This is a genomic window from Planococcus dechangensis (genome assembly GCF_042654465.1).
GTDB classification, from domain to species: Bacteria; Bacillota; Bacilli; order Bacillales_A; family Planococcaceae; genus Planococcus; species Planococcus dechangensis.
The window spans coordinates 1-21613 of record NZ_JBHSGL010000004.1; the positions used below are offsets into that span (position 1 = coordinate 1).

23 protein-coding genes and 1 riboswitch are annotated in these 21613 nt (G+C 37.7%); of the genes, 10 read left to right on the plus strand and 13 right to left on the minus strand.

Translation table 11 applies throughout. The features are described 5' to 3' along the window. Positions 1-224 precede the first annotated feature (224 nt). The 7 genes from ACFO5U_RS02685 (at position 225) to ACFO5U_RS02715 (ending at position 5301) form a co-directional block, all read left to right on the plus strand. Positions 225-536, plus strand: coding sequence for a YolD-like family protein (locus ACFO5U_RS02685; RefSeq protein WP_377276477.1), 312 nt, complete (start codon positions 225-227; stop codon positions 534-536). Positions 537-802: 266 nt separating this feature from the next. Continuing rightward, positions 803-1165 carry a histidine kinase gene (locus ACFO5U_RS02690; protein ID WP_377276479.1) on the plus strand — a complete coding sequence of 121 codons (363 nt, stop codon included), beginning with the start codon at positions 803-805 and terminating at the stop codon, positions 1163-1165. 86 nt (positions 1166-1251) lie between these two features. Continuing rightward, entirely contained in the window at positions 1252-1995 is a 744-nt protein-coding gene (locus ACFO5U_RS02695) for a Fic family protein (RefSeq protein WP_377276481.1), read from the plus strand. A gap of 84 nt (positions 1996-2079) precedes the next feature. After that, the gene (locus ACFO5U_RS02700) at positions 2080-2463 is read left to right on the plus strand and encodes a tetratricopeptide repeat protein (RefSeq protein ID WP_377276483.1); all 384 of its coding nucleotides are present in this window, start codon (positions 2080-2082) and stop codon (positions 2461-2463) included. Between the two features lie 120 nt (positions 2464-2583). Beyond that, a complete protein-coding gene (gene xerS, locus ACFO5U_RS02705) occupies positions 2584-3723 on the plus strand; it encodes a tyrosine recombinase XerS (protein WP_377276485.1) in 1140 nt (379 codons plus the stop codon). Between the two features lie 84 nt (positions 3724-3807). Next, positions 3808-4074 (plus strand): hypothetical protein, encoded by a 267-nt coding sequence (locus ACFO5U_RS02710; RefSeq protein ID WP_377276487.1) that lies wholly within the window; start codon positions 3808-3810, stop codon positions 4072-4074. A gap of 768 nt (positions 4075-4842) precedes the next feature. Then, positions 4843-5301, plus strand: coding sequence for a JAB domain-containing protein (locus ACFO5U_RS02715; RefSeq protein WP_377276489.1), 459 nt, complete (start codon positions 4843-4845; stop codon positions 5299-5301). Between the two features lie 216 nt (positions 5302-5517). Here ACFO5U_RS02715 and ACFO5U_RS02720 read toward each other — a convergent pair whose 3' ends face one another. The 8 genes from ACFO5U_RS02720 to ACFO5U_RS02755 form a co-directional block, all read right to left on the minus strand. Continuing rightward, positions 5518-5880, minus strand: coding sequence for a YolD-like family protein (locus ACFO5U_RS02720; RefSeq protein WP_377276491.1), 363 nt, complete (start codon positions 5878-5880; stop codon positions 5518-5520). Between the two features lie 357 nt (positions 5881-6237). Continuing rightward, positions 6238-7602, minus strand: coding sequence for a TrkH family potassium uptake protein (locus ACFO5U_RS02725; RefSeq protein ID WP_377276493.1), 1365 nt, complete (start codon positions 7600-7602; stop codon positions 6238-6240). A gap of 62 nt (positions 7603-7664) precedes the next feature. Continuing rightward, on the minus strand, positions 7665-8321 hold the full coding sequence (locus ACFO5U_RS02730; RefSeq protein ID WP_377276495.1) for a potassium channel family protein: 657 nt from the start codon (positions 8319-8321) through the stop codon (positions 7665-7667). Positions 8322-8403: 82 nt separating this feature from the next. Then, a riboswitch (cyclic di-AMP (ydaO/yuaA leader) is annotated at positions 8404-8549 on the minus strand. A 301-nt stretch (positions 8550-8850) separates the two neighbouring features. Further along, entirely contained in the window at positions 8851-9330 is a 480-nt protein-coding gene (locus tag ACFO5U_RS02735) for a DUF4097 family beta strand repeat-containing protein (protein ID WP_377276497.1), read from the minus strand. Between the two features lie 427 nt (positions 9331-9757). Next, positions 9758-9961 carry a DUF2768 domain-containing protein gene (locus ACFO5U_RS02740; RefSeq protein ID WP_377276499.1) on the minus strand — a complete coding sequence of 68 codons (204 nt, stop codon included), beginning with the start codon at positions 9959-9961 and terminating at the stop codon, positions 9758-9760. 151 nt (positions 9962-10112) lie between these two features. Next, on the minus strand, positions 10113-10799 hold the full coding sequence (locus ACFO5U_RS02745; RefSeq protein WP_377276500.1) for an ABC transporter ATP-binding protein: 687 nt from the start codon (positions 10797-10799) through the stop codon (positions 10113-10115). Then, a complete protein-coding gene (locus ACFO5U_RS02750; RefSeq protein ID WP_377276502.1) occupies positions 10799-11962 on the minus strand; it encodes an ABC transporter permease in 1164 nt (387 codons plus the stop codon). The genes ACFO5U_RS02745 and ACFO5U_RS02750 overlap by 1 nt, the downstream gene beginning before the upstream one ends. A gap of 251 nt (positions 11963-12213) precedes the next feature. Next, positions 12214-12792, minus strand: coding sequence for a TetR/AcrR family transcriptional regulator (locus ACFO5U_RS02755; protein WP_377276504.1), 579 nt, complete (start codon positions 12790-12792; stop codon positions 12214-12216). 412 nt (positions 12793-13204) lie between these two features. Here ACFO5U_RS02755 and ACFO5U_RS02760 point away from each other — a divergent pair, with 412 nt between their 5' ends. Beyond that, positions 13205-13834 (plus strand): succinate dehydrogenase cytochrome b558 subunit, encoded by a 630-nt coding sequence (locus ACFO5U_RS02760; protein WP_377276603.1) that lies wholly within the window; start codon positions 13205-13207, stop codon positions 13832-13834. A gap of 147 nt (positions 13835-13981) precedes the next feature. Beyond that, the gene (locus ACFO5U_RS02765; RefSeq protein ID WP_377276506.1) at positions 13982-14263 is read left to right on the plus strand and encodes a hypothetical protein; all 282 of its coding nucleotides are present in this window, start codon (positions 13982-13984) and stop codon (positions 14261-14263) included. Between the two features lie 803 nt (positions 14264-15066). Here the strand turns inward: ACFO5U_RS02765 and ACFO5U_RS02770 are convergent. The 4 genes from ACFO5U_RS02770 to ACFO5U_RS02785 form a co-directional block, all read right to left on the minus strand. Next, complete coding sequence (locus ACFO5U_RS02770; protein ID WP_377276508.1) at positions 15067-15696, minus strand: hypothetical protein; 630 nt, start codon at positions 15694-15696, stop codon at positions 15067-15069. 269 nt (positions 15697-15965) lie between these two features. Beyond that, positions 15966-16271, minus strand: a complete 306-nt coding sequence (locus ACFO5U_RS02775; protein WP_377276510.1) for a hypothetical protein — start codon at positions 16269-16271, stop codon at positions 15966-15968. Between the two features lie 552 nt (positions 16272-16823). Continuing rightward, positions 16824-17198: a hypothetical protein gene (locus ACFO5U_RS02780; RefSeq protein WP_377276511.1), complete on the minus strand. Its 375-nt coding sequence runs from the start codon at positions 17196-17198 to the stop codon at positions 16824-16826. A gap of 209 nt (positions 17199-17407) precedes the next feature. After that, positions 17408-17929 (minus strand): DUF2199 domain-containing protein, encoded by a 522-nt coding sequence (locus ACFO5U_RS02785; RefSeq protein ID WP_377276513.1) that lies wholly within the window; start codon positions 17927-17929, stop codon positions 17408-17410. Between the two features lie 289 nt (positions 17930-18218). Here ACFO5U_RS02785 and ACFO5U_RS02790 point away from each other — a divergent pair, with 289 nt between their 5' ends. Beyond that, the gene (locus tag ACFO5U_RS02790) at positions 18219-18836 is read left to right on the plus strand and encodes a recombinase family protein (RefSeq protein ID WP_377276515.1); all 618 of its coding nucleotides are present in this window, start codon (positions 18219-18221) and stop codon (positions 18834-18836) included. Between the two features lie 159 nt (positions 18837-18995). On the opposite strand, the gene ACFO5U_RS02795 is transcribed toward ACFO5U_RS02790, so the two are convergent. Further along, complete coding sequence (locus tag ACFO5U_RS02795; protein WP_377276517.1) at positions 18996-21569, minus strand: AAA family ATPase; 2574 nt, start codon at positions 21567-21569, stop codon at positions 18996-18998. Between the last annotated feature and the right edge of the window lie 44 nt (positions 21570-21613).

Sequence of the window (21613 nt, forward strand, 5' to 3'; positions counted from 1 at the left end):
CTCGTTGACCAGGTTTAGTTTGAATTCTTCGCTGTATTTTGCCATAGAAAAAACACCCCTAAAGTTAGATTTTTAACTCTAACTTTAGGGGTGCAGCACCTGGCCAAAAAGCTTCTTCTCTTTTCTTATTGGACTATTATAATACAAAAAATTTTTCAGGAATTGAGCGCTAACTAATTAAAATGAATATAATAAGAACAAATGTTCTTATCGGAGGGGAGAATATGACAGAAACAAACAGTATTAGTGAAAATAAGGGTAGAAGTCATACACAGTGGGATACTGAGAATGTCGTGAGCGATCCGCAGCCATTGCTCAGTGCCGATGAACAACAATCCATCTGGGATATGCTGCTTGTAGCTTGTGAGCGCAAAGGCACCGTCTTTATTCAAATATGGCACGACCGTCATTTCCACTTTCATCAGTGCACGATTCGAGAACTGGATTATTTACAGCAAATTGTCATCTGCGAGAATGATCAGGGAGAACGGCAGTTGGCCATTGGTGCCATTACTTCATTGCATATGTTGGACTAAACAAAAGGGAACACGAAAGTACAATGGGAAAGGGAGTGCATGACTTATTAATATACTTCCCGATTTTATTTATTCGCAAAATATCAATTTAACGAATAAATAATAGCTTTTAATGTTAAAATTAAAGACATCATACAATTTATAAAACAATGAAATAGTTTTCCAAATAATACATGCTTTAAACGATATACTTGATGTAAGTAACAAACAGAACAGCCAAGCAGCAGTCACTTTTAAAAAAGGCAGTGGCAAAGGTGGAATAACTGATGAATACGAAACAGCGGGAATTTTTCAAAGCTCTAAAAGACATAAAAGATGCTAATGTTGAAATATCAGCTAGTAAAATCCATCAATCATCTCCTAAAAAAGATGCAGATGAGTTAGACGAAGCATACAAGACATTAAAATCAAAACTCAACACTGACGAGGAAATTCGCGCATATGATAAAGTTCAAAATGAGATTATTGAAGATGTCATTTGCGACATAATGGTTATGATTGATGACTATGGTGCTTTGAAATATCCTGTTGATTTGATCGAAAAGGAAAGCAACAAGTCCTTAAAGAATGAAATTGAACTACACGACTCTTTTATGAATTACTTATATGAAGTTGAGGACAATCAATAGCAAAATCTGTCCAAAGATAGTCACCCACTATCTTTGAATATGTAAAGTATAAATTCTTTCAATCCTTGAAAAGCAGGTGCTAGTAAATGAACGATTTTAATCGAATTGACGAATTAAAAAAGCAATTAGATCAACACCGTCCACTTCCAACCGCAGCTGTGAAGAACCTGCGCGACGTCTACCGTGTTGAATGGACGTATAACTCGAATGCTATCGAGGGTAATACCTTATCGTTGATTGAAACCAAAGTGGTCATGGAAGATGGCTTGACCATCGGCGGTAAACGGCTTCAAGAGCATTTCGAAGTAATCAATCACTCTGAAGCCATTAGTTTCATCGAGGATCAAGTGACGCAGACGGCCGAATTGGACGAACGCACGTTAAAAACCATTCACCATTTAATCTTAAAGAACATAGATGATGAAAATGCAGGAAGATATCGCTCAATCAACGTAAGAATCTCAGGTAGTCAGCATGAGCCACCGCATTTTCTCCAGGTCCAAAATGACATGCAAGAGCTTTTCGCTTGGTATAACCAAGAGAAGAATCGTCTGCATCCGGTAGAACTGGCCGCATTATTTCACTTTAAATTCGTTTATATTCACCCCTTCGCAGATGGCAATGGTCGCACAGCAAGGCTCCTAATGAACTTGATCTTGATGAGCCACGGCTATCCCCCAGCTATCGTCAAAGCTGAAAATTCACAGCGCTTAACCTACTACGAAGTGCTGGAAACAGCAAGTGTACAAGGCAATACACAGCCCTTCATTGAGTTGATCACCCTCTGTGTAGAAGAAAGTTTAACGAATTACTTAAAAGCGATTCGATAAATCGCTTTTTCTTTTGGCATTATTAAAGAGTGTAATTTAACGATCTCTATTCAAAACTCAATTACAAAAACTAAGAGAAACAAGGTGATTTCTATCAAGACCTATGAAAGTTACGTAAGAAAAGCTAATTTTTTTGAATTTATTGGGGCAAAAAGAAAAGCAATTAACGTGATGAAAGAAGCCGTAAATCAATCATTTTCAAAACTGGATTTGGGTAGCGGCTATATTTACATTGGACTGATGTACAAAGAGTTAAAAGAATTAAGCCTCGCCATCCAATATTTTGAGACGGCACTTGATCTTTGTAAAACTGAACAGTATCCATTTAGCCCGATCTACAAAAAAATCCTTGAATGCTTTATTAAAAACGATGAATCAGCAAAAGCCTTGAACTGGCACACTCATTTACTTGAACGAGCAAGCTATGACAAGAAATTCTTGAAGTTAAAGAAAATGAACTTAACTTAAAAGTACGTCTTGGGGGTTTCTGTAGAAGAAAGTCCTCAGATTATTAAATCCATTAATAAATATTCGCTTAAATTACATTTTGCGAAGTTATATTCTTACCTTTAAGGAGGGACAACTGACATGGCCATGACACCCGAAGAACTTCAAATCCTCCAGCGCATTGAAACGCAGCTCACTACCATGCCTTTTTATGTGGTCGAATATGTCCGATCGAAAAAACGGGCTGGACTCTCCCCCGATACCTTATTACAGTACTTATATCGCTACCAACACTTCTTTCAATGGCTGCAGCGGGAAGGTCTAGCCCAGTCTTCTGACCTGGCTTCGATTCCCTATACGCTATTGGCAGAAATGAAAAAACACGATATGGAACTCTACATTGAGTACTTGCGAGAAGAAACCATTCCTTACGAAAAAGAAACAACGAAAAAGCGTGGCGACGCGGTCGTCAACTTGTCCATTCATGCGCTGAAGTCTCTTTTCAACTACTTGACGAAGGAAACCGAAACCGAAGATGGAGAATCTTACTTCTACCGGAACGTGATGAGCAAAATTGTGCTGCATACGAAAAAAGAAACGGCAAGTCGCCGGGCTCAAAAAATCAGCTCGGTCATCTTGAACGAACAGGAAATCCATGAATTCCTTCATTTTGTCGAACATGAATATGAAGCAATGTTGACGAGTGGTATTTCAAAACAGCGATTTTCACGGGATAAAGAACGAGACCTGGCCATCCTCTCCCTCTTCCTCGGCAGTGGCATTCGTCTCGGTGAAACCGCACGGATTCTCACGAAGAAAGTCAACTTGAAGAAACAACTGATTGATATTAAACGTAAGGGTGCGAAAGAAGATACGGTCGGTGTCATGGATCAAGCGATAGGTCACTTGAAATCTTATTTAAGCATTCGAGAAAGTCGCTATAAAGCAAGCAATGAAGTTCCCTTTCTATTTGTTACCCTATACGGAGGCGCTGCGCGTCCTCTCTCCCGCCGGTCGATTGAAAACCTCGTCAACAAATATACAGCTGCCTTTGCACAAGGGGAAGGCATGAGCCCTCACAAGCTTCGCCATAGTTTTGCGGCGGACTTTATCCGGAATGGCGGGAATATCGTTCTCTTGAGAGACCAATTGGGGCACAGCAATATCGAAACGACTTCGCTCTATACTAACTTGTCTAATAAAGACAATCAGCAAGTTCTCAATAGAATGGAGAAAAACCGTACGAAGCAATTGGACATTCGCTCGGAATCACCTAACTGAGGCTCGTTGATAAACCTTTATAGATGAATAGCTATATGGTAAATGCTTTACAATATTTACTGTTACGAACAGGTGGAGAATTTTATGGACGATTTGAAAGTAGGAATGGGAATCGTATTTTTGATTGGAATCATCATTTTTGTAATAGGACTACTGTACGGTAAGAAGACTCACGACAAATTAATAAGTAGTGATTATTTATACTACTCGAACGACTCTCTTTTATGGACACCAGTTTTCTTTGTCATAAAGCTTTTTTTTGGACTCGGCCCTTGGTGGCTGACGAAGATTCTTTACCTTGTTATAGGCTCGATTATGATAACTTCGAGCCTTTCTATTCTTTTAGAATAAGTACAAGGCTTTAAAAAGTTTGTAGCTTTTGAAGAGTCTCCTCAAACACTTGAAATTAAATCCAATAGTAAACTCAACTTATCATATCTCAATAGTGATCTATTGGTGCCTTCAGCATCGGCTCACGAAAAGCACTAAATTAGAACATCGATATGAAAAGCATCGGAGAGGAGCTCCTTCTTCCAATGCTTTTTTTGCCTTGATTTTTCTAGCGAATACCGATTCATTTCCAAGTTGTCTAACGGATTCTAATAGTGATACTCCTAAAGGGCGACTGCACAAGAGCGCCTAGCAACCGTTGTTTCAAGGCGCTCTATGTGTCGCTTCACCCTAAAAAAGCCGATAATCAGGGGCTGTAACCTGTCGGAAACAGCCCCTAGATTCCTGTCTTTTTCTCAACGGATGAACGAGTCGAACAACAAAAGACCGAGCAAGTGGGAAGGCAGCCGAAACGGCTGCCTTTTGTCGTTGTTTTTTGCTTTTGGCCACCGGAGCGTACACAGCCCCAGCCTGTCTAAGCTCGAAATACGGACAGATTCCTTGGCTTCGCCCTATCCCTATTTCAAGCCAAGACAGGAGCCGACAAAGTCCGTGTTCAGTCAAGGGGCACCAAACTTTTTTAGATCGGCTTCGCTAAAAAACTTTGGCGCTGAGACCCTTGACTGGTCGGCTATGGGGTGTGGCCGTCCTCCTTACCAAAAGGCAAAAAATAATCCCTTTTGGGACCATTCCCGTCCGGCGGACAATACCAAAAAGGAGCGATACACCATGAAACTAGAAAAAATCATTGAAATCACGCGAATTAAACAGGAAATCAAAGAAGTCGAAGAAACATATAAGAGCATACTTCCAGAACGTATCCGCAGTTCCAAAGATGCCATCGAATTTGCCAAAGCGTTAATAGGAGACGAAGACCGAGAAGTCTTCTTAGTTCTCTGCTTGAACATCAAAAATGAAATCTCGGTGGTTCATCGCTGCCATACCGGAAGCTTGAATGCCAGCGTCGTTCATCCACGCGAGGTGTTCAAGGCAGCCATCCTAAACAACTCAGGAACGATAATAGTGGCTCATAACCATCCCTCCGGCGACTGTCAGTATTCCCATGAAGATGTAGTTGTCAGCAAACGATTGATGGATGCCGGCGAACTGATTGGCATTGAAGTGTTGGATTCACTAATTGTCAGCCAAAAAGATGGCGTTTCCTTGAGGGAAATCGGGGTACTTTAAAAACCCCGTACCTACAGGCTTCTCAGACGAAATGAACCGCATCGTCCATCGTTTAAGAAAAGATAAATCCCTCAGAAGGCGAATCTCAGACATGGGATTCGTCTTTTCTAAGGGAGATTCCTCAAACCTCATAGCTGCGCAGAAACAATGGCAAGGAAAAAGGAGATGACTGATGCAAGCTAGGTGGCATCGATCATTTCCTTTTGATGATTTCAGTCAATCCACTAACTGAATGCCTACCAAGCTCTCAACCGACACTCGCTGTCGTCCGGATCCATCTTCATAAACCAACTGGCCATTCCTCAAATCGATTTCTTGAATCACCCCAGTATGCGTAAAAAACGCGCCGTTTTTCCATGTCTTCAGTTGGACCTCACATCTTCGGCTCATGGCTATTTCCACTTCTTCCTGGATGGCTTGCAAATCAAACTCGGTCAATTCGAGTTTCGGCACCTGGTCCTGTTCCTTGTAAAATGCTTTGATTAACCGGACGTGTTCCGTCAGCAGCATCCCTTGCCACTTGATGAGTCCTCGATCGCTGACAGCGCCTACTTGTTTGGTGTGTTTCGTTGCTTTCATGCTATAGCCTCCTTTCAAATTAAAGAACACACGTTCCTATAATACCACTTCTAATGTGAGCTGAATCCCATTTTTCAAAACTAATATATAAAACCCATTTTCTATTGGAATAGAAAATGGGTCTCGGGATCTCGATTAAATTTTCTTATTAACTTTGGTTATTTTCCGATAATCCCTCATGTGTTAACTGACTTGAAGAAAAACATTTCAATTTTTGTCTGCTTGCCATGAACAACTCTTGAAAATCTCTACGAAAGCTGGCTTCTTAAGATATAACATGTTTCACCTTATCCCATACTAGTAACTTTGTTTAAGAAATAGGAAATTCGAGCCTTTTACAACGTATTTAACTTAGAATCAGCCAATAATCACTTTTTCCTTTGGATAGCGGTAAGCGTCTTTCGTAACCTTTCCACGAATAATAAATAGGAAGGAAAAAATTCCAATACGGCCAACAAACATTAAAAAGATGACGATACATTTGCCGGCTGTACTCAAGTCTGCCGTGATTCCCATTGAAAGGCCTGTAGTTCCAAACGCCGAAGATACTTCGAACACTATCGGAAGGATCGGAAATGGTTCAAGATAAGTCAAAGCAATCACGGCTGTCGTACAGAGCATGGCCGCCGTGGTAATGACGATAAAGGAACGGATGATATCATCCGTATCTAGCTCTCGCCCAAAGACCTTTACCGCTGACCTTCCTTTGGCGAAATTATAAATAGCCAAAATCATAATGGCAAAAGTAGTCGTTCGAATGCCCCCACCCACGCTGCTTGGAGAAGCACCAATGAACATCAATGCACAAAACAGGATCAAGGTCGGATCGGACAGTTCACTGACGTCCATCGTGGCGAGCCCCCCGTTTCGGGTGGTCACCGATTGAAATAAACTGAAGAAAATCTGTTCGTGCCAAGATTTATCCGCCAGAAACTTTCCCTGTTCCAAGACTAGCATGGCGATGGCGCCAACTGCGATCAAGATAAAGAACGTGGTCACCGTCAATTTGGTAAAGAGGGAAAAGCTATTGCTTCGTTTGCCTCTTTTCGCATCCCCTTTAAGAAAATCCTGTAGTTCAATTAACACTGGAAAACCAATGGCACCGAGAATTAATAAGGTAATATTAACAGTCTGCACAAAATAATCATTTGCAAATGGCACCAGCGAATCGCCGGTGATATCAAACCCTGCATTAGTGGTGGCGCTGATTGCCCCAAAATAACCTTGAAGAAGTGCTTCTTGCCAAGTATCAAAATAGTTCAGGAAATAAATGCTTAAAATGATCGTGCCGATGAGTTCAATGAATAAAATAGTTTTTAAGATTTTTAGCAATAGTTTTACCAGGCCAGACATTGAGGACTGGTTTTGATCGATTTGAATCAACTGACGTTCACGTAACCCGATGCGCTTACCAAAAATAACCCAAATGAAGGTACCTAGTGTCATAATCCCGATACCGCCAAACTGCAACACAAAAGTCAGAGCGATGATGCCAGCTGTATTGAAGGTATCTGCGGTGGAAACCACCACAAGACCGGTTACACTGATGGCGCTTACAGTCGTGAACAATAAATCGATGAACGTTAACTCCACTCCCTCTTGATGAAAAAAAGGAAGACTTAACAAAGTGAAGGAAAAAAGTACTGCCAACACGTAGTAAAGAACGATTAAACGAATCGCAGATAAATGCCCCCAATTGGTAAATAGATTGAAAAATTTCAAGATGCTAACTCCATTCTCCTAGCTTATTCGATGCTGCTTATGCTGCACTCTCTGTCATCAGGTTAAATTCCTTTTTCCTCAAAACGTTTCAAATCCGTACGATGTCCCATGACCACCACTATATCCCCGAGCCGTATCAAATCTTCGGACATCGGTGCCACATTCACTGTTTCCCCGCGTTTGATAGCTAAAATGGTACATTTATATTTAGCTCGAATATCCAATTCCAATAAGGTTTTCTGGTCTATTTTAGAGGAAGCGACCAATTCGATGATGCTGTAGTCGGCTGAAAGATCAATATAATCCACTACTTTCTCAGAATCCATGTGGTGCGCCACCCGAATGCCCATCTCGTATTCAGGTTGAATGACCCGGTCTGCCCCCACTTTTTCAAGAATCAACTGGTGTTGCAAGTTTTTAGCTTTCACCCAAACAATGGGCATGCCAAGCTCTTTAAGCATTAAGGTACATAACACACTTGTTTGTAAATCGTCACCGATGGCAACGACGGCATGTTCAAAATTCCGCACCCCGAGTTCTTTCAGGTTTTTTTCATCCATTGCATTCGCTACGGCTGAATGTGAAGCATATTTTCTTACTTGATCCACACGGTCTGGTGCTGAATCGATCGCCAGCACTTCATGCCCCATGTGAAACAACTCTTTACAGATGCTGCTGCCAAATCTTCCGAGTCCAATCACCACAAATTGTTTTTTCAAGTCCCATCCTCTTTTCTATCGAACAAATTAAAAAAGACCACATCAAATAAAGTGGTCTTTAGCAGGAGCTTAGACCTTTCCCTCTAATTTCTTTGAACGCTTCCGAGGTGAGCTGTCGGATTCGGAATTGAGAGTATCCCGTCTTACTTAAAGCAAGATTCACCCCAAGGCAAAAAGCCTGCCAGTAGTGGTTCCCCCGGTCATTTTCTGATTCAGCGATTTAAAGGCAACGATACGTATATTCTTGACTAAATTTAAAACTACGCTTGCACCGAATCATTGTCAATACTTCTTTTATATTTTGCTAGAGGTTGTTAAAATCATCACTTCTAATACCTCAAATGACAAACTAAGATATTAATAAGCCAGTGTTTAATACGTTGATTGTCTTAATTCCTTTAAAATTGGATCAGCAATTCTTTTAAACTGAATTGCAACGTATATATTTATCGTAAAAAGAAAAAAGAAAAGCCTCGTCAAGAAGGCTCTTCCGATAATTCGTCATATGTTAACTTGTAATACCTTTTTATTAAATATCTCCATCCTCTTTAGTTATATTAACTTTTCCGTGGTCTGATTCGATAATAATACTTTTGGCCTTAATCTTTTTCAAGTCCACATTTCCACTCCCAGAATTCATCCTAACCTTCTTAACTTCTATTTTTCCGACTTGGACGCTTCCCTGATTTATTCTAACGAGAAGCGAATTATAGCGTTTTTCAGGTAAATAGATGATTAAACCCAACGGCTCACGAAAAAAGCTGCCGTTGTACAACTTTTCATCTTTTGCAGTTAGAACAGTTAACTGGCCATCCTTAACATTTACAGAGATCCTTTTATCAATTTCCTTTGTAATGGAACCAGTAAGTTCTACTTTTACTTCTAAATCTTTTGTCGAAACAATTTCTATTGTTTCGTTGTTAGCTTCAATTGTAATATCCGTAACCTTCTCTTTAAAATGTGCTTCTTCGGAGTAAGTAGTCTTTTCAAGTTGTTTATATATAATCAAGTTGCCCATTACTCCTATAACATATAGAAGGAAAAAAATAGCTAATATTTTTTTAAATGTATCTATTTTAATTGCCGCCTCTCAATATTAAAAATAGTACTACTAAGAAAAAACAGTTATCTATAATCGCTATTTGAATCGACCATTAATTATGATTAAATGCATTTTTCATTGTTCGAGTAATCATTTTGTTCATCTATCAATCTTAATTCTATTCAATTTTATTTAATCTGCATCAATAATCCATTCTATTGCAGGGCGACCTTTCACACCATATTCAAGCATTTCTCAGAAATTCAGGTAAACGTCTTTTCTTCAACACTATTTAGCTTGCTTTATCGCATACTTTGAAAAAAATATTTGTTTTAATTTCGTTATTTAAGTGAGGTTATGATTGCATCCGTTCTTACTCCCATTTTTCATCATGCTAAGTCCAAGGAGTTGGACCAGTCATAATCAGGTAGACCATGATCAAGAAACCAAGAATTAATAGGATATATGCTATCAATGCAAAAACAAACTTTAAGAGGCCGCTTTGTATTTTATATCTGCTCAGATAAATCAGTTGCATGGATATTATTAAAAAACCTATTCCCAAAAAAGAGACCCACATTTTATCTAAAGAACTCATAATTCTCCGCCTTTCGTTCACTTATTTATACTTTTGAACTCGAAAAAGGAAGTGAATCAATAGTTGCGGATTCACTTCCTTAAATAAACTACCAGTCAAAAACAGTGGATTAACATTGTCAAATACCTCTTTGAATCTTATTGACTCACAATTAAGGATGATCTAATAGCATTAAATTCCCGTCCTGCATTTGATAAACCTTGTCGCAGTATTTTAGCATGCGTTTATCATGTGTAACCATGATGGCTGCTTTATTTCGTGTTTTTACTTCTTTAGCAATAAGCTCAATTATTTCAAAAGCTCGGTTCGTATCAAGGCTAGCGGTTGGCTCATCAGCTAGAATAATATTCGGATCATTCATGAAAGCACGAGCGATTGCTGTACGTTGACGTTCACCGCCAGAGAGCTGGTCGGGGAATTTTTTTAACTTATTTTCTAAACCGATTTCTTCTAACAATTCTTTTGCAAATTTCTTGTCTGATTTTGTTACGGCACCTTTCATTTTTTTAACAACCAATAGTTGATCTAAGACATTTAAATAGGGTACAAGATTAGAAGTTTGCAAAATAAAACCGACTTTTTCCAGACGCAATGTTGAAAGGTCCTTTGTATTCAAACGAGAAATATTTGTATCGTTTATAACGACTTCTCCCTCAGAAGGTTGAAGAAGTGCTCCTGCAATAGAAAGAAAAGTACTTTTCCCGGAGCCCGATGGTCCGATTACCGCTACAAATTCACCAGGATCTACATTGATGGAAACATCGTTTAATACAGTAAGACTAGTGTTTTCACCTTCTTGATAAACCTTTGAAACTTTATTAAAGTGAATTCCCTTCATCACTCAACCCTCCCGATTGCTTGTAGTGGATCAATTTTTGTAATTTTACGTACGGAAAGCAGGGAACTTAAAACAGAAATAGCAATTAATACGAGCGCATAGATGAGAACTGAAGCTAAATCCAAAGAAAAAGGCATTTCCTCCGGAAACAGATAATTTGTTCCATAAGTAAGCAACATCCCTAACCCAATACTTAAAACAGCTATAATCAATACTTGAGAAACGATAGCTCGTCCAAGAAACTGATTACTTGCACCGATCGCTTTCATGATGCCAAATTGATTTGTTTTTTGTAATGTCAGTACATAAAAGAAAACGGCAATTACAAATGCTGAAATAGCCAACAGAAAGCCTAGCATCATCATAATTGTTCCATTTGTGGATGTATAGCCGGGCAGTCCATTGATTGCTTCTTGTTTAGTTGCTGTTTCAATTCCTTCAGTGCTAGCATTAATATCTTCAATTAGAATGTCTTCTCCTTGAAGCATAATTGCATTCACTGGGGCATTTATCCCCATATCTGAACCAGGAGCTGCAAAATGAAGACTACGCCATTTATCCATTGTGGTATATACAGCCGGTAAATGGTTAAAGGAGTGACCTTCAACAAAGCCCCCTACTTCGAGCACCTCGGAAACTCCTTCAATTTTCAATGTATCGCCAATACCAATCCCATTGTTTTTTAGCGTATCATTTACAAGAACTCTAGAATTATTTCCTTCTTCTAACGCACTTCCTTCACTTACTTTAGGCTCTAAAAACGTTCCTGGATTAACACCCAGAAGGGAAATATCAATTTTTTCATCGTCTGATGATGAATCTTCTTTTAGTACCACGGTAGTATGGCTTCCCATTGGGGCAGCATCCTCAACACTCGACAAATGTTTTAAATCATCAATCAGATCCTCTGAAATAACTGAACGTAACATTGAATTGCGTGAACCTTCTTCAAATACAATGTATTCCGCTTCCATCTTGTTAAAAGCTGCTGCACTAAGCGAAGCAAGTCCAGTGCCTAACCCAGACAAAATAAATACCAACCATGAAATTAGCACAAGGATACATCCGATCAATGCAAAGCGTCCTTTGGCGTGTTTTAGCTCTCTTATAGATAGAAACATTTTTATTCCACCTTCTTTTTTTTTATATTGTTCTAACAACACCCCTGTATACAGTCCCCAGTCATCTTTTATATAACTGCTATATCTGGATTATTCGAGGGAAAAGTGAAACAGATTCGGTTATACAAGTCGAACATAAATGACACCAGTGTCGTTTATATCCAAAAAAAAGAACTTACTACAAATTATTAATTTATTTTTATAAAACCACTCCTTTTTTGAATAAAGACATCCGTCGGATAACAACTCAAAATTTAACATCGTAATTATTATGTTCTTATCCGACATCGGTGTCAACTATTTTTTTGTATGATTCCTTCGCATATCGCTTGAAAAATGGCCTCCCTCCACTCGTCAGGTTTTAAATTTTCCATATTCGGAATTTGTATAGAAGTAAAAAAAAGTCCTGCAATAATTGATGAAGAGATCTCTGGTCGCAGCTCGCCTTTTTCTTGTCCTTCTTGTATCCAGGAAATAATCATTCCAAAAAATTCGTGATGGTAGTTATCCAGTTTTTGCATATTCTGCTCAACTTTTTCGGAAGTTCCCCTATTAATAACATGTGCTATTTGTAAGACATTATGAATATGTGAGAAGGTGAAAAAAACCTTTAACATCCTTTTTAACCGATCGAGTGGACTTTGAATAGGTTTTAATTTAATTAATTCCAAATTAACTCTTCCCATTAAATCACACATGTATTCAGTAACCAATTCTTCCTTATTAGCAAAATAGTCATATACTGTGCTTCGAGCAACATTCAGTTCTTTTGCCAAAATTTTAAAATGAAATTGGTCATACCCGTATATGAGAAGGAGTTTCTCTGTAGATTGAAATAATTCCAGTTTATTTATCTTCCGTTTTCTTCCCAAATTAGTTATCTCCTTTCTTTGATTATCCACTACATAAAATTAGCCAAACATTCAAATGGCAAGAAATTGAGAATATATATTTATTAAGCCTTCTTTATACAATAAGTAGTCATTTTAATATAGAACAAATCGAGATGCTATACAATCTTTCTAAATCGCATGTGCCTATGATAATCTTATGATTTTTTGAAAACCCTATGTTAACTAAATAATAATTGACACTAGTGTCGTTTATATTCGATAATAAAGATAATCTTTATAGTTCTTATTTTAATAAGATACAAATGCACTTACCTTCTTGATGAAAGGATTGATTGATCTTTTTACAGCTGACTTACGAAGAATTTTTCAACTCATCTCCTATCATTTTCAGGGGAAAGTACTGGTGCATAAGATCATTGGGGGGAAATATATGGCTGCAAACAGTGAATTTTTAAATCGTAAATTACATTCATTTCTCGGTGTTTTTCCAGTTGGCCTCTTCTTAATCCAACATTTTGCAATTAATTATTTTGCAACACGCGGAGCAAGTGCTTTTAATCAAGCAGCTGACTTCATGGCGAATCTGCCTTTCCGCTATGCACTTGAAATTTTCGTGATTTTTTTACCGATGATTTATCATGCTTTTTATGGAATCTATATGGCTTTCCAATCGAATAGTAATTTAAGAAACTATAGTTTTTTTCGTAACTGGTTGTTTGTTCTTCAACGCATAACAGGAATATTCTTGTTTATATTTATCAGTTGGCATGTATGGGAAACAAGAATTGCAGCTGCTTTTGGAAAAGAAGTTAATTATGATATGATGGCTGAAATTTTTAGTAACCCGCTTATGGTCATATTCTATATTGCAGGGATTTTATCGGCAACGTTTCATTTATCAAATGGAATTTGGTCATTCTTGATTTCTTGGGGGATTACAACTTCACCTAAGTCACAGAAAGTTGCAACCTACTTTACGATGATGCTTTTCTTTACATTAACGTTTGTTGGTATTCGGTTTACTTTTGCATTTCTTGATCCGGTCTTAGGTGACATGTAATGAAAATCTATTTTAACCTTTTACGTTCTCTTTTCACTTTATCTGTGTTATTTTTTCTAGGTACACCAAGTTTTAACGGAGTGGCAATAAAACCTTGCTATACTAACCTTTCATTGGGATAAGATATAAACAAGAGGGGGACAGAAAATGGGTGAAGTACCAAAATCGACTAACAACGAGAAAGATCAACCCCCAAGAACACCGCGATGGCTAAAAGTTTTTGGGCTCATTGCAATTGCTTTGATTCTGTTGGTCATCGCTATAATGCTTTTCGGTGGTGGTAATCATGGTCCTGGTCGCCACAGCTCTGGTGATGAGGCAACCCAGCAGTTTGTACTTAATGGCCAACAGTCCTCTGTAAACCAGGAGAAAGAGATTACCAACGATGCAGATGGTGACTATAAACCGGCTGAAAGTGGCCTCTGTTAATGATGTCACCTCGTTTACGTAAGCTGGCGCTTACCGTACATATCACTGTTTCGGTCGGTTGGATCGGTGGGGTTATGGCTTACCTAGCTCTCGTTGCCACCACTATGACTAGCAGTGATGAGAAGATGATAAGAAGTGCTTATCTCGCAATGGAACCGATCACTTGGTTCGCTCTTGTTCCGTTAGCATTCGCCTCACTCGCAACAGGGCTAGTCATGTCACTGGGCACTTCTTGGGGATTGATTCGCCACTATTGGGTCTTAGTAAAACTCGTTTTGACCGTCCTAGCTACGCTCGTTTTGCTGTCGTATACGAAGACAGTGAGCTATCTAGCAGGAGCAGCGGCCGACCCAGGTACTGACTTTGAAAGACTTCAAGGCATAGGTGTACTTCTACATCCTGGAGGAGGGTTGCTGGTGCTGCTCGTTATTGTGTTTCTTTCGGTATATAAACCAAAGGGTCTGACTCGGTACGGCTGGCGTAAGCAACAGCAAAGGCGTAATAGGACCCAGACTTAAAGGAACATGCGTCTCCTCAGCATTACTAAAACAGCCAACTATATTAATCTAATAATCCTTCGTAAACGTATACTTATAAAATAAAATGAAAGAGCAGTGCTAATTCAACAGCACTGCTCTTTCTCTATATATTTTGCTGTTAACCAACCTGTAACTTCCTATAAGTTCTGATATGTAAACTAAGTTTTCATTAGAATCTCTTTTACATAGACTTTAGCGTTAATGATATGAATGAAACTTTTCTGTTTATAACTTCTACTCATCATCAACTATCATCGCAACATGCTATTTTATTCTTTCTTGCTCTTGCTCGAAAAGATGAGTATACAGTTTAAACTTTGACTGCTCGTTTAAGTGTTTTGCAAAGTACTTGGCTTTGTAAAATTTATTCCAACCATCGCGCTCTTTTTCAATTTCTATAAATGCACTCTCTATTTCTGTATTTTCTTTTAGCCAGTTATATCCCTCATTTAAAAAAGACTGTTTGATATTTTCAACAACCTTTTCCACGTTCGAACCATCCGGCTCTATCCACCAAAGATCCTTCCGGGTTTGTTCTACATGATTATCTAAACTAGACAAATACTCTGATTGATCAAGATTAGAAAGCAATTCACATTGCAAATGGCATTGATGTGCTTTGGGCAAGAATTTCTCTTGTCCATCTATCTTCAGATATTCATCGATGGCAGGAATGAAATCATAATAGATTCCTAATTCGACATGGATAGACATCGGTGGCCAGCCGGTTACATCTGAAAAATATTTCCCGACCGCTGTGATATCCAACACCCATATAGAATTACCAATCCAAGCCCAGTTATGCCTAGTATTCACTTTTGTAAATCCACTTTCTTTCAATACAGGTGACAATGTTTTTCTTATTATTTTATTTATTTCTGGGGATCCGATCATTGTAAACCTCCAAAGTGGAATTGTGGCTAAGCATAGAGTAGCCTAGATTAATTCTTGTTATGTAATTATATGTATTTCACAACTGTAATATTGAAACCGTATAGAATAGTCTTTTGAATGTATCATTTTTCTAACAAGTTCAATTTCTCTTCGCTTTCTGATTAATTCACTGGGATAGGAGATCTGAATGTAACTTAATTACACTTAAGTTACATTTAAAACCTCCTATAATTTTACTACCTAAATTTCCATATAGGTTCCTCATACGTTTAGCCCCACCACATAACCGTTACGAAAAATGACCAAATAGATGCACTTGGAGCGACTGTAAATAAAATGAACAAATAAAATGCCTGATTGCTTGAAGCAAATTCTTGTTTTTTAAATAGGCGAAATACCATAGAACCTGCTACCAGATATAAAAAAATGCCAAGAATCGTTAAGCCAGTCAAATAATAGACTGGATAGATTGGAATGAAATATTCACTTAAAAAGTAAGCCATTCCCTGCCCAAATATACAGAAAACGGTAGCTAGTAAGAAGATGCTAATTAAAGCCAAATAAAAGTTTCTCATCAATGAACCTCTTTCTTTTACAATCAATTTTCCAACACATCTGAATGTAACTTAATTCACATTAAGTTACATTCAGAACCTTATTTCATCATTTCATCATCCTAACTGAAATTTTTCAGAATATGCTTACTTAATCTTTAAGTAGTGGGATAGATACTAACGAGAAATAATATAGTTAGACCTGCAGTAACCATAGAGCTAAACAAAATTGTATATTTAGTTTTCCCTCTAATTTCCGGATATTTTGACTGCAAATCTGGAATCAAGAAGAAACATGTGAATTGAATTATTCCAACTACTATCGCTCTTCCTATATCAACATTATTCAAATCTGCAAAAGGTTTATTGAAGTTTTCACTCAAGTAAAAAATGCAAAGAACAAATGTGGAGTTTAAAAAGAAAAGATATAAAAAATACTTCAGATGAGTCATGTCTTAAATTATCCCCTTTAGTTAAAAATCAGATTTTAGCTTTTATCATTGCATTCTTGATAAAGACTGAATGTAACTTAACTGCTCTTAAGTTACATTCAGATGTATTAGAACCAAGTTTTTATGAACCCGTAATTACACCCATCGGAGTTGATTTGCCGTTTATGAGTACGTCGATCATTTCCGTCTCCTCGTCGATCTTCAACTTGAATACATGCTGTTCAATATTGTCACCATCTTTTGGTACAGCTTTTAGTTTTATATTTAACTTGTCTCCTTGTTTTTCAAGAGAAGCAGTTACCTCATCCTTTGATTCATAAATAAGATAAGTCATTTCTCCATTCTTATTTATCGATTGAAGAGGGACAGCCGGATCTAATAGTTCTTGCACATTTTCTGGTGCCTTATTTAGTTTTTCGATACTAGGTGTAGACTCAATTAAATTACACGCTGACAGCAAAGTAAAAATGAGTACAATTACCAGTGTTTTTTTCACTATTCTTTTCCTCCTCTGACTTGGAACTTTTTTCCTTTAAATCTATTTTACCTTATTTCAAGAAAAGTCAGTATATTAAAAAACGAATGTAACTTAACTGCACATAAGTTACATTCGAAACCGTATATCTTCAAGAAGCAATCACATTCGAAATTCCGCATTTCCTTTTACTTTTCTAAAAACTTTTCCTTCGATGCTGAACCTATGAATTACTCATCCGGATGGCATAATTCTTCTGCAATTTTCTTGATCCGATCCATGGTGATGCCGTTTCTTTGCTCAATGGTCATTGGATGGCTCGTCGGTTCCAATTCAATGAAGGGACGCATTCCGACCGAACGTGTGTGGACCATCGTTTTCAATTCCAGCGTTTCGGGATAACACGGAATGGAGGTGGATAACCAGCCGAACATGGGATCCAATTTTCGCTCTCGTCCTTCCGTTTCCCAGTATTCCGTTGTCAACTCAAAATTGGATTCACTCAAGGAAACCCAGATATCCCAGATAAATGGCCCTTCGTCATCAGTTACGGGAATTTCAATTGCTCCTCGGATGAAGAAGTGTTCATCATCCACAATGCACAAATCTTCATTCATCTCAATCCGGCTTTCCCATTCCTCTTCTGGAATGTCCTCGCAGTAATCGGGCACTGGGCTGCCATAACTCATAGGAAGCTCCTCGTGGTGTTCACCACAAGTCTTGCAGAAATATCCTTGTTCAATTTCACTCATCGTTTACTACTCCTTTTCAACTGGTTCTTTTTAAAAAAGTTCAATTGGTAAGATTTTTTCTTTATTTCAAATATACTGAGTCAGACTAGAGATAGCTAGTTAATTTTGGAAATAGAAAGTGTTCGTAAAAGTACACTTTTACGAACGCTCTGAAAAGGACTAAAAAGGGCCAAAAAAAGCGTTCGTAAACATGTCAAATGGCTTTACGAACGTTCGCGAATTTGCATACACTTTTACGAACGCTTTTCAGGTATAATGAGAGGAAAAGAATCGTTTATAGAGGTGAATTATGGAACATCGCAAATTTGGTTACATACGCGTCAGCAGCAAGGATCAAAACGAAGGCCGTCAGCTGGAAGCCATGCGGAAAATGGGCATCACTGAACGGGACATTTATTTGGACAAACAAAGTGGAAAAAACTTTGAACGTGCAAACTATCAATTACTGAAACGGGTTATCCGAAAAGGTGACATTTTATATATCCACTCGCTGGATCGGTTCGGGCGGAACAAAGAAGAGATTCTCCAGGAATGGAATGATCTCACGAAAAATATTGAAGCGGATATCGTGGTGCTGGATATGCCACTGCTCGATACTACGCAATACAAAGACAGCATGGGAACCTTTATTGCAGATTTGGTTTTGCAGATACTGTCTTGGATGGCTGAAGAGGAACGAGAACGTATCCGGAAACGGCAGCGTGAAGGAATCGACTTGGCGCTGCAAAATGGCATTCAGTTTGGCAGGACCCCTGTTGTTGTCTCCGAAGAATTCAAAGAGGTTTATAGAAAATGGAAAGTAAAAGAGTTAACTGCTGTAGAAGCTATGCAAGAAGCAGGAGTAAAAAAGACCAGCTTTTATAAATTAGTAAAAGCATTCGAAGATGAAATAGCTAACACTATATAATAGAAGAAAATCGTCAAAAAACAGCCTTTGCATTAAAAAGCAAGGCTGTTTTCATGAATATGGAGTGTTGAACATAATAAGATATAGAAATAGATCGAAACATCTTAGTGAATTGTACCGAAGCTTATTTAATCTTCATGTATTGGCTATATTCTATACTCACGCAGTATTACGTTTTTTAAATTCTCCTAACCAGACTTTTATTGTTTCCATATCTTCTTTTAGTTCATCTGGTTCAGGTAATATTACGGGCGTTTCATAAGATTGCGAATGTTCATATGTGGAGTACTTGGTCATAAACCCTTCAAACATTTTACAATCCTCCGCACTAATATTAGCAAGCTTATGAATTTTCCCCATTGTATTAACTGACCGTCTAAAGCGCTGGACTACATCAGCGAGTAAATCATTCTCTATAAGACGTTCAATTAGAATCCGAAAATCACTACATATTCCTTTAGCTAATAAGTCGTATTCTATTCTGCCTTCTTCTTGCAAGACTTTCTTTGCCTTACTTAATCTTTCATTCATGAGAAAATTCAATGCTTTCTCAGGTCTCTTGGCAAAAATTGGGGTTTCTCCTGGCTCGCCTGTTCCCCAAGATTCGGACCGTAACCATATAGCATTATATTCTACTTCTAGTTTATTGGCAGCTTCTTCAAGTAAACTAAGAAAAGAGAGACGATGAGTAAAAATAATTACTTGTCGAGTTAGACTTAATTTAGCAATTCTTTTTACAGTTGCTTCTTCAAATACTTGGTCTAAGGAAGACATTGGATCATCGAAAATAAAAGGAGTATTACTTGAACTCCCCTCAACATCTGCAAGAAATCCTGCTAATGACACTATACGAAATTCGCCCTCACTTAAGACTTCAGATGTTTTAATAGTCGGAGCACTATTCTTAAGTTTTATTTGATGGTAAATACGCCCCTTCTCGGCTCTAGTCTTTATGAGATTTACATTAATTCTAGAGCCTCCCAACTCTTTTAACTCCTTTTGGAATCTCTTAATATATTCAGATGTAATAAGTTGATCGGATAAAGAAGATTTTTTTGTAGATAGCGCTTGAGTGTTTGTCAATGACAATGCAATTTTAAGTTCAGCTTTTCTTTTAGTTTTTTCCACATTCTCACAAATAAATTCTTTATTTTGTTTTAACCACTTACGAGTTTCTAGCTCAATAATATTGTTATGTATTTCAGCTCTGTTCTCAATTTCAGACAGCTTCTGATACTCATTTGCCTGTTTCTTTTTAGATACTGAGGTCTCTTTTAGTTCGAGCAAAATTTCTTCAAATGGCAAGCTTATTAGTTGGCTGAGAGCAGTTGCTTCTTTTAAACTCCCACTCCGTTTTTTTAAAGCCTCACAAAATGTCAGTATTTTCTCTTGTATTTCATTAGATGTAATTCCACTTGATTTTAAATGTAATTTTAAAATTGATTCAGTCGGTATTTCCTTGAAACTGCTAAGTAAATTATTCAAATGTTCTTCAGCAATTTTGACTTGTTTACTAAGAGAAGATTTCACATAGAATTCAAAGGATTCTAATCTGGACTGTGCTTCTTCTGAAAGAGGCTGCTGACATAATACACATACTGATTCAATAGAAGTATATGGAAAAAGTTCAGTTTTATAAGCATGCTGTTCAGAAAACGATCGCGCTTGCTCCCAGAGTAGTTGCCAACTTTCGGTACTTACACCGTCTATAGGAAGATTTTCAAAGATTTTATCGGCATCTTCTTCTGCCGCCTTTTTTTTGATTACATAGTCTCTCTTCGCATCAATTATTTTGGTGCACAATTCATCAGATAAAGAGCTTCTAATACTTGTTAACAGTGAACACAAATTTTCAATATTTTGAGACTCATCGTTAAATTTCTTCATTTTCTCCAAAGGGTCTGTTTCAGTTGCTTGTTGCCTTAAACTAATAAGTTCATGTTCGTCAGCATCCTCCCACGAACACTGAATTGCAACCTCTTCATTGGTAGTAGAGGCATTAGTTTTATTTAACCATTCAACTGCTTTCGTTTTATTACTTTTCTCTGGAGGATTTAATTTTGTTAAAGTAATGCCATCCATTTCACTCTTAATAGCTTTTCCAACTTCAATACTTGTGTTAGTTAGTTGACTTAAAAATTGGAGTAACCAAGGCTCATAAGCAACTTCATTCTCTTCATTTACGTATACATTTGCACAATCAGTGTCATATAAATGTAAAGCACTCAACTCACTAATTGCTCCTAATTCAGGATTCCACAAAATTTCTTTAATAGAATCATTTATAGAAATTGTCAATGAACATTCTTGGGGTTGAGGATGGGGAAGGTATACGTTCCCTCTTAACTTGCCAGCTTTTTCAGTGCCAGAAACGTGCTTTAATAAACGTACATAACTTGATTTCCCTGAACCGTTTTGACCATATATAATAGATAATGAGTTATTAAAATTAAGAGGCTTTTTTGGTCCCAGGGCACTAATTCCTTTGACACTATTAATAGCGTCTATTCGCAAGTTACCCGCAGGGTCTTTTGCAGAAAGATTATACTTTTCCTTACTTATAGTTTTTTTACTTGATTCCGGAGACAGAGCTTCTGTCTTGCATAGCTCTATTAAATCTGTTAAATCCATATCGCTCAATGTATTATTTTTCAAAAGACGTGCAGCCGCAACTTGTAGCCACTGATGACGGGAAGATAACCACTCTTCAAAGTCAGTAAAAGTTTGATTCATATATAGACCTCCTCATTGTAAAAGACTATTTTTTTCTTACTCTT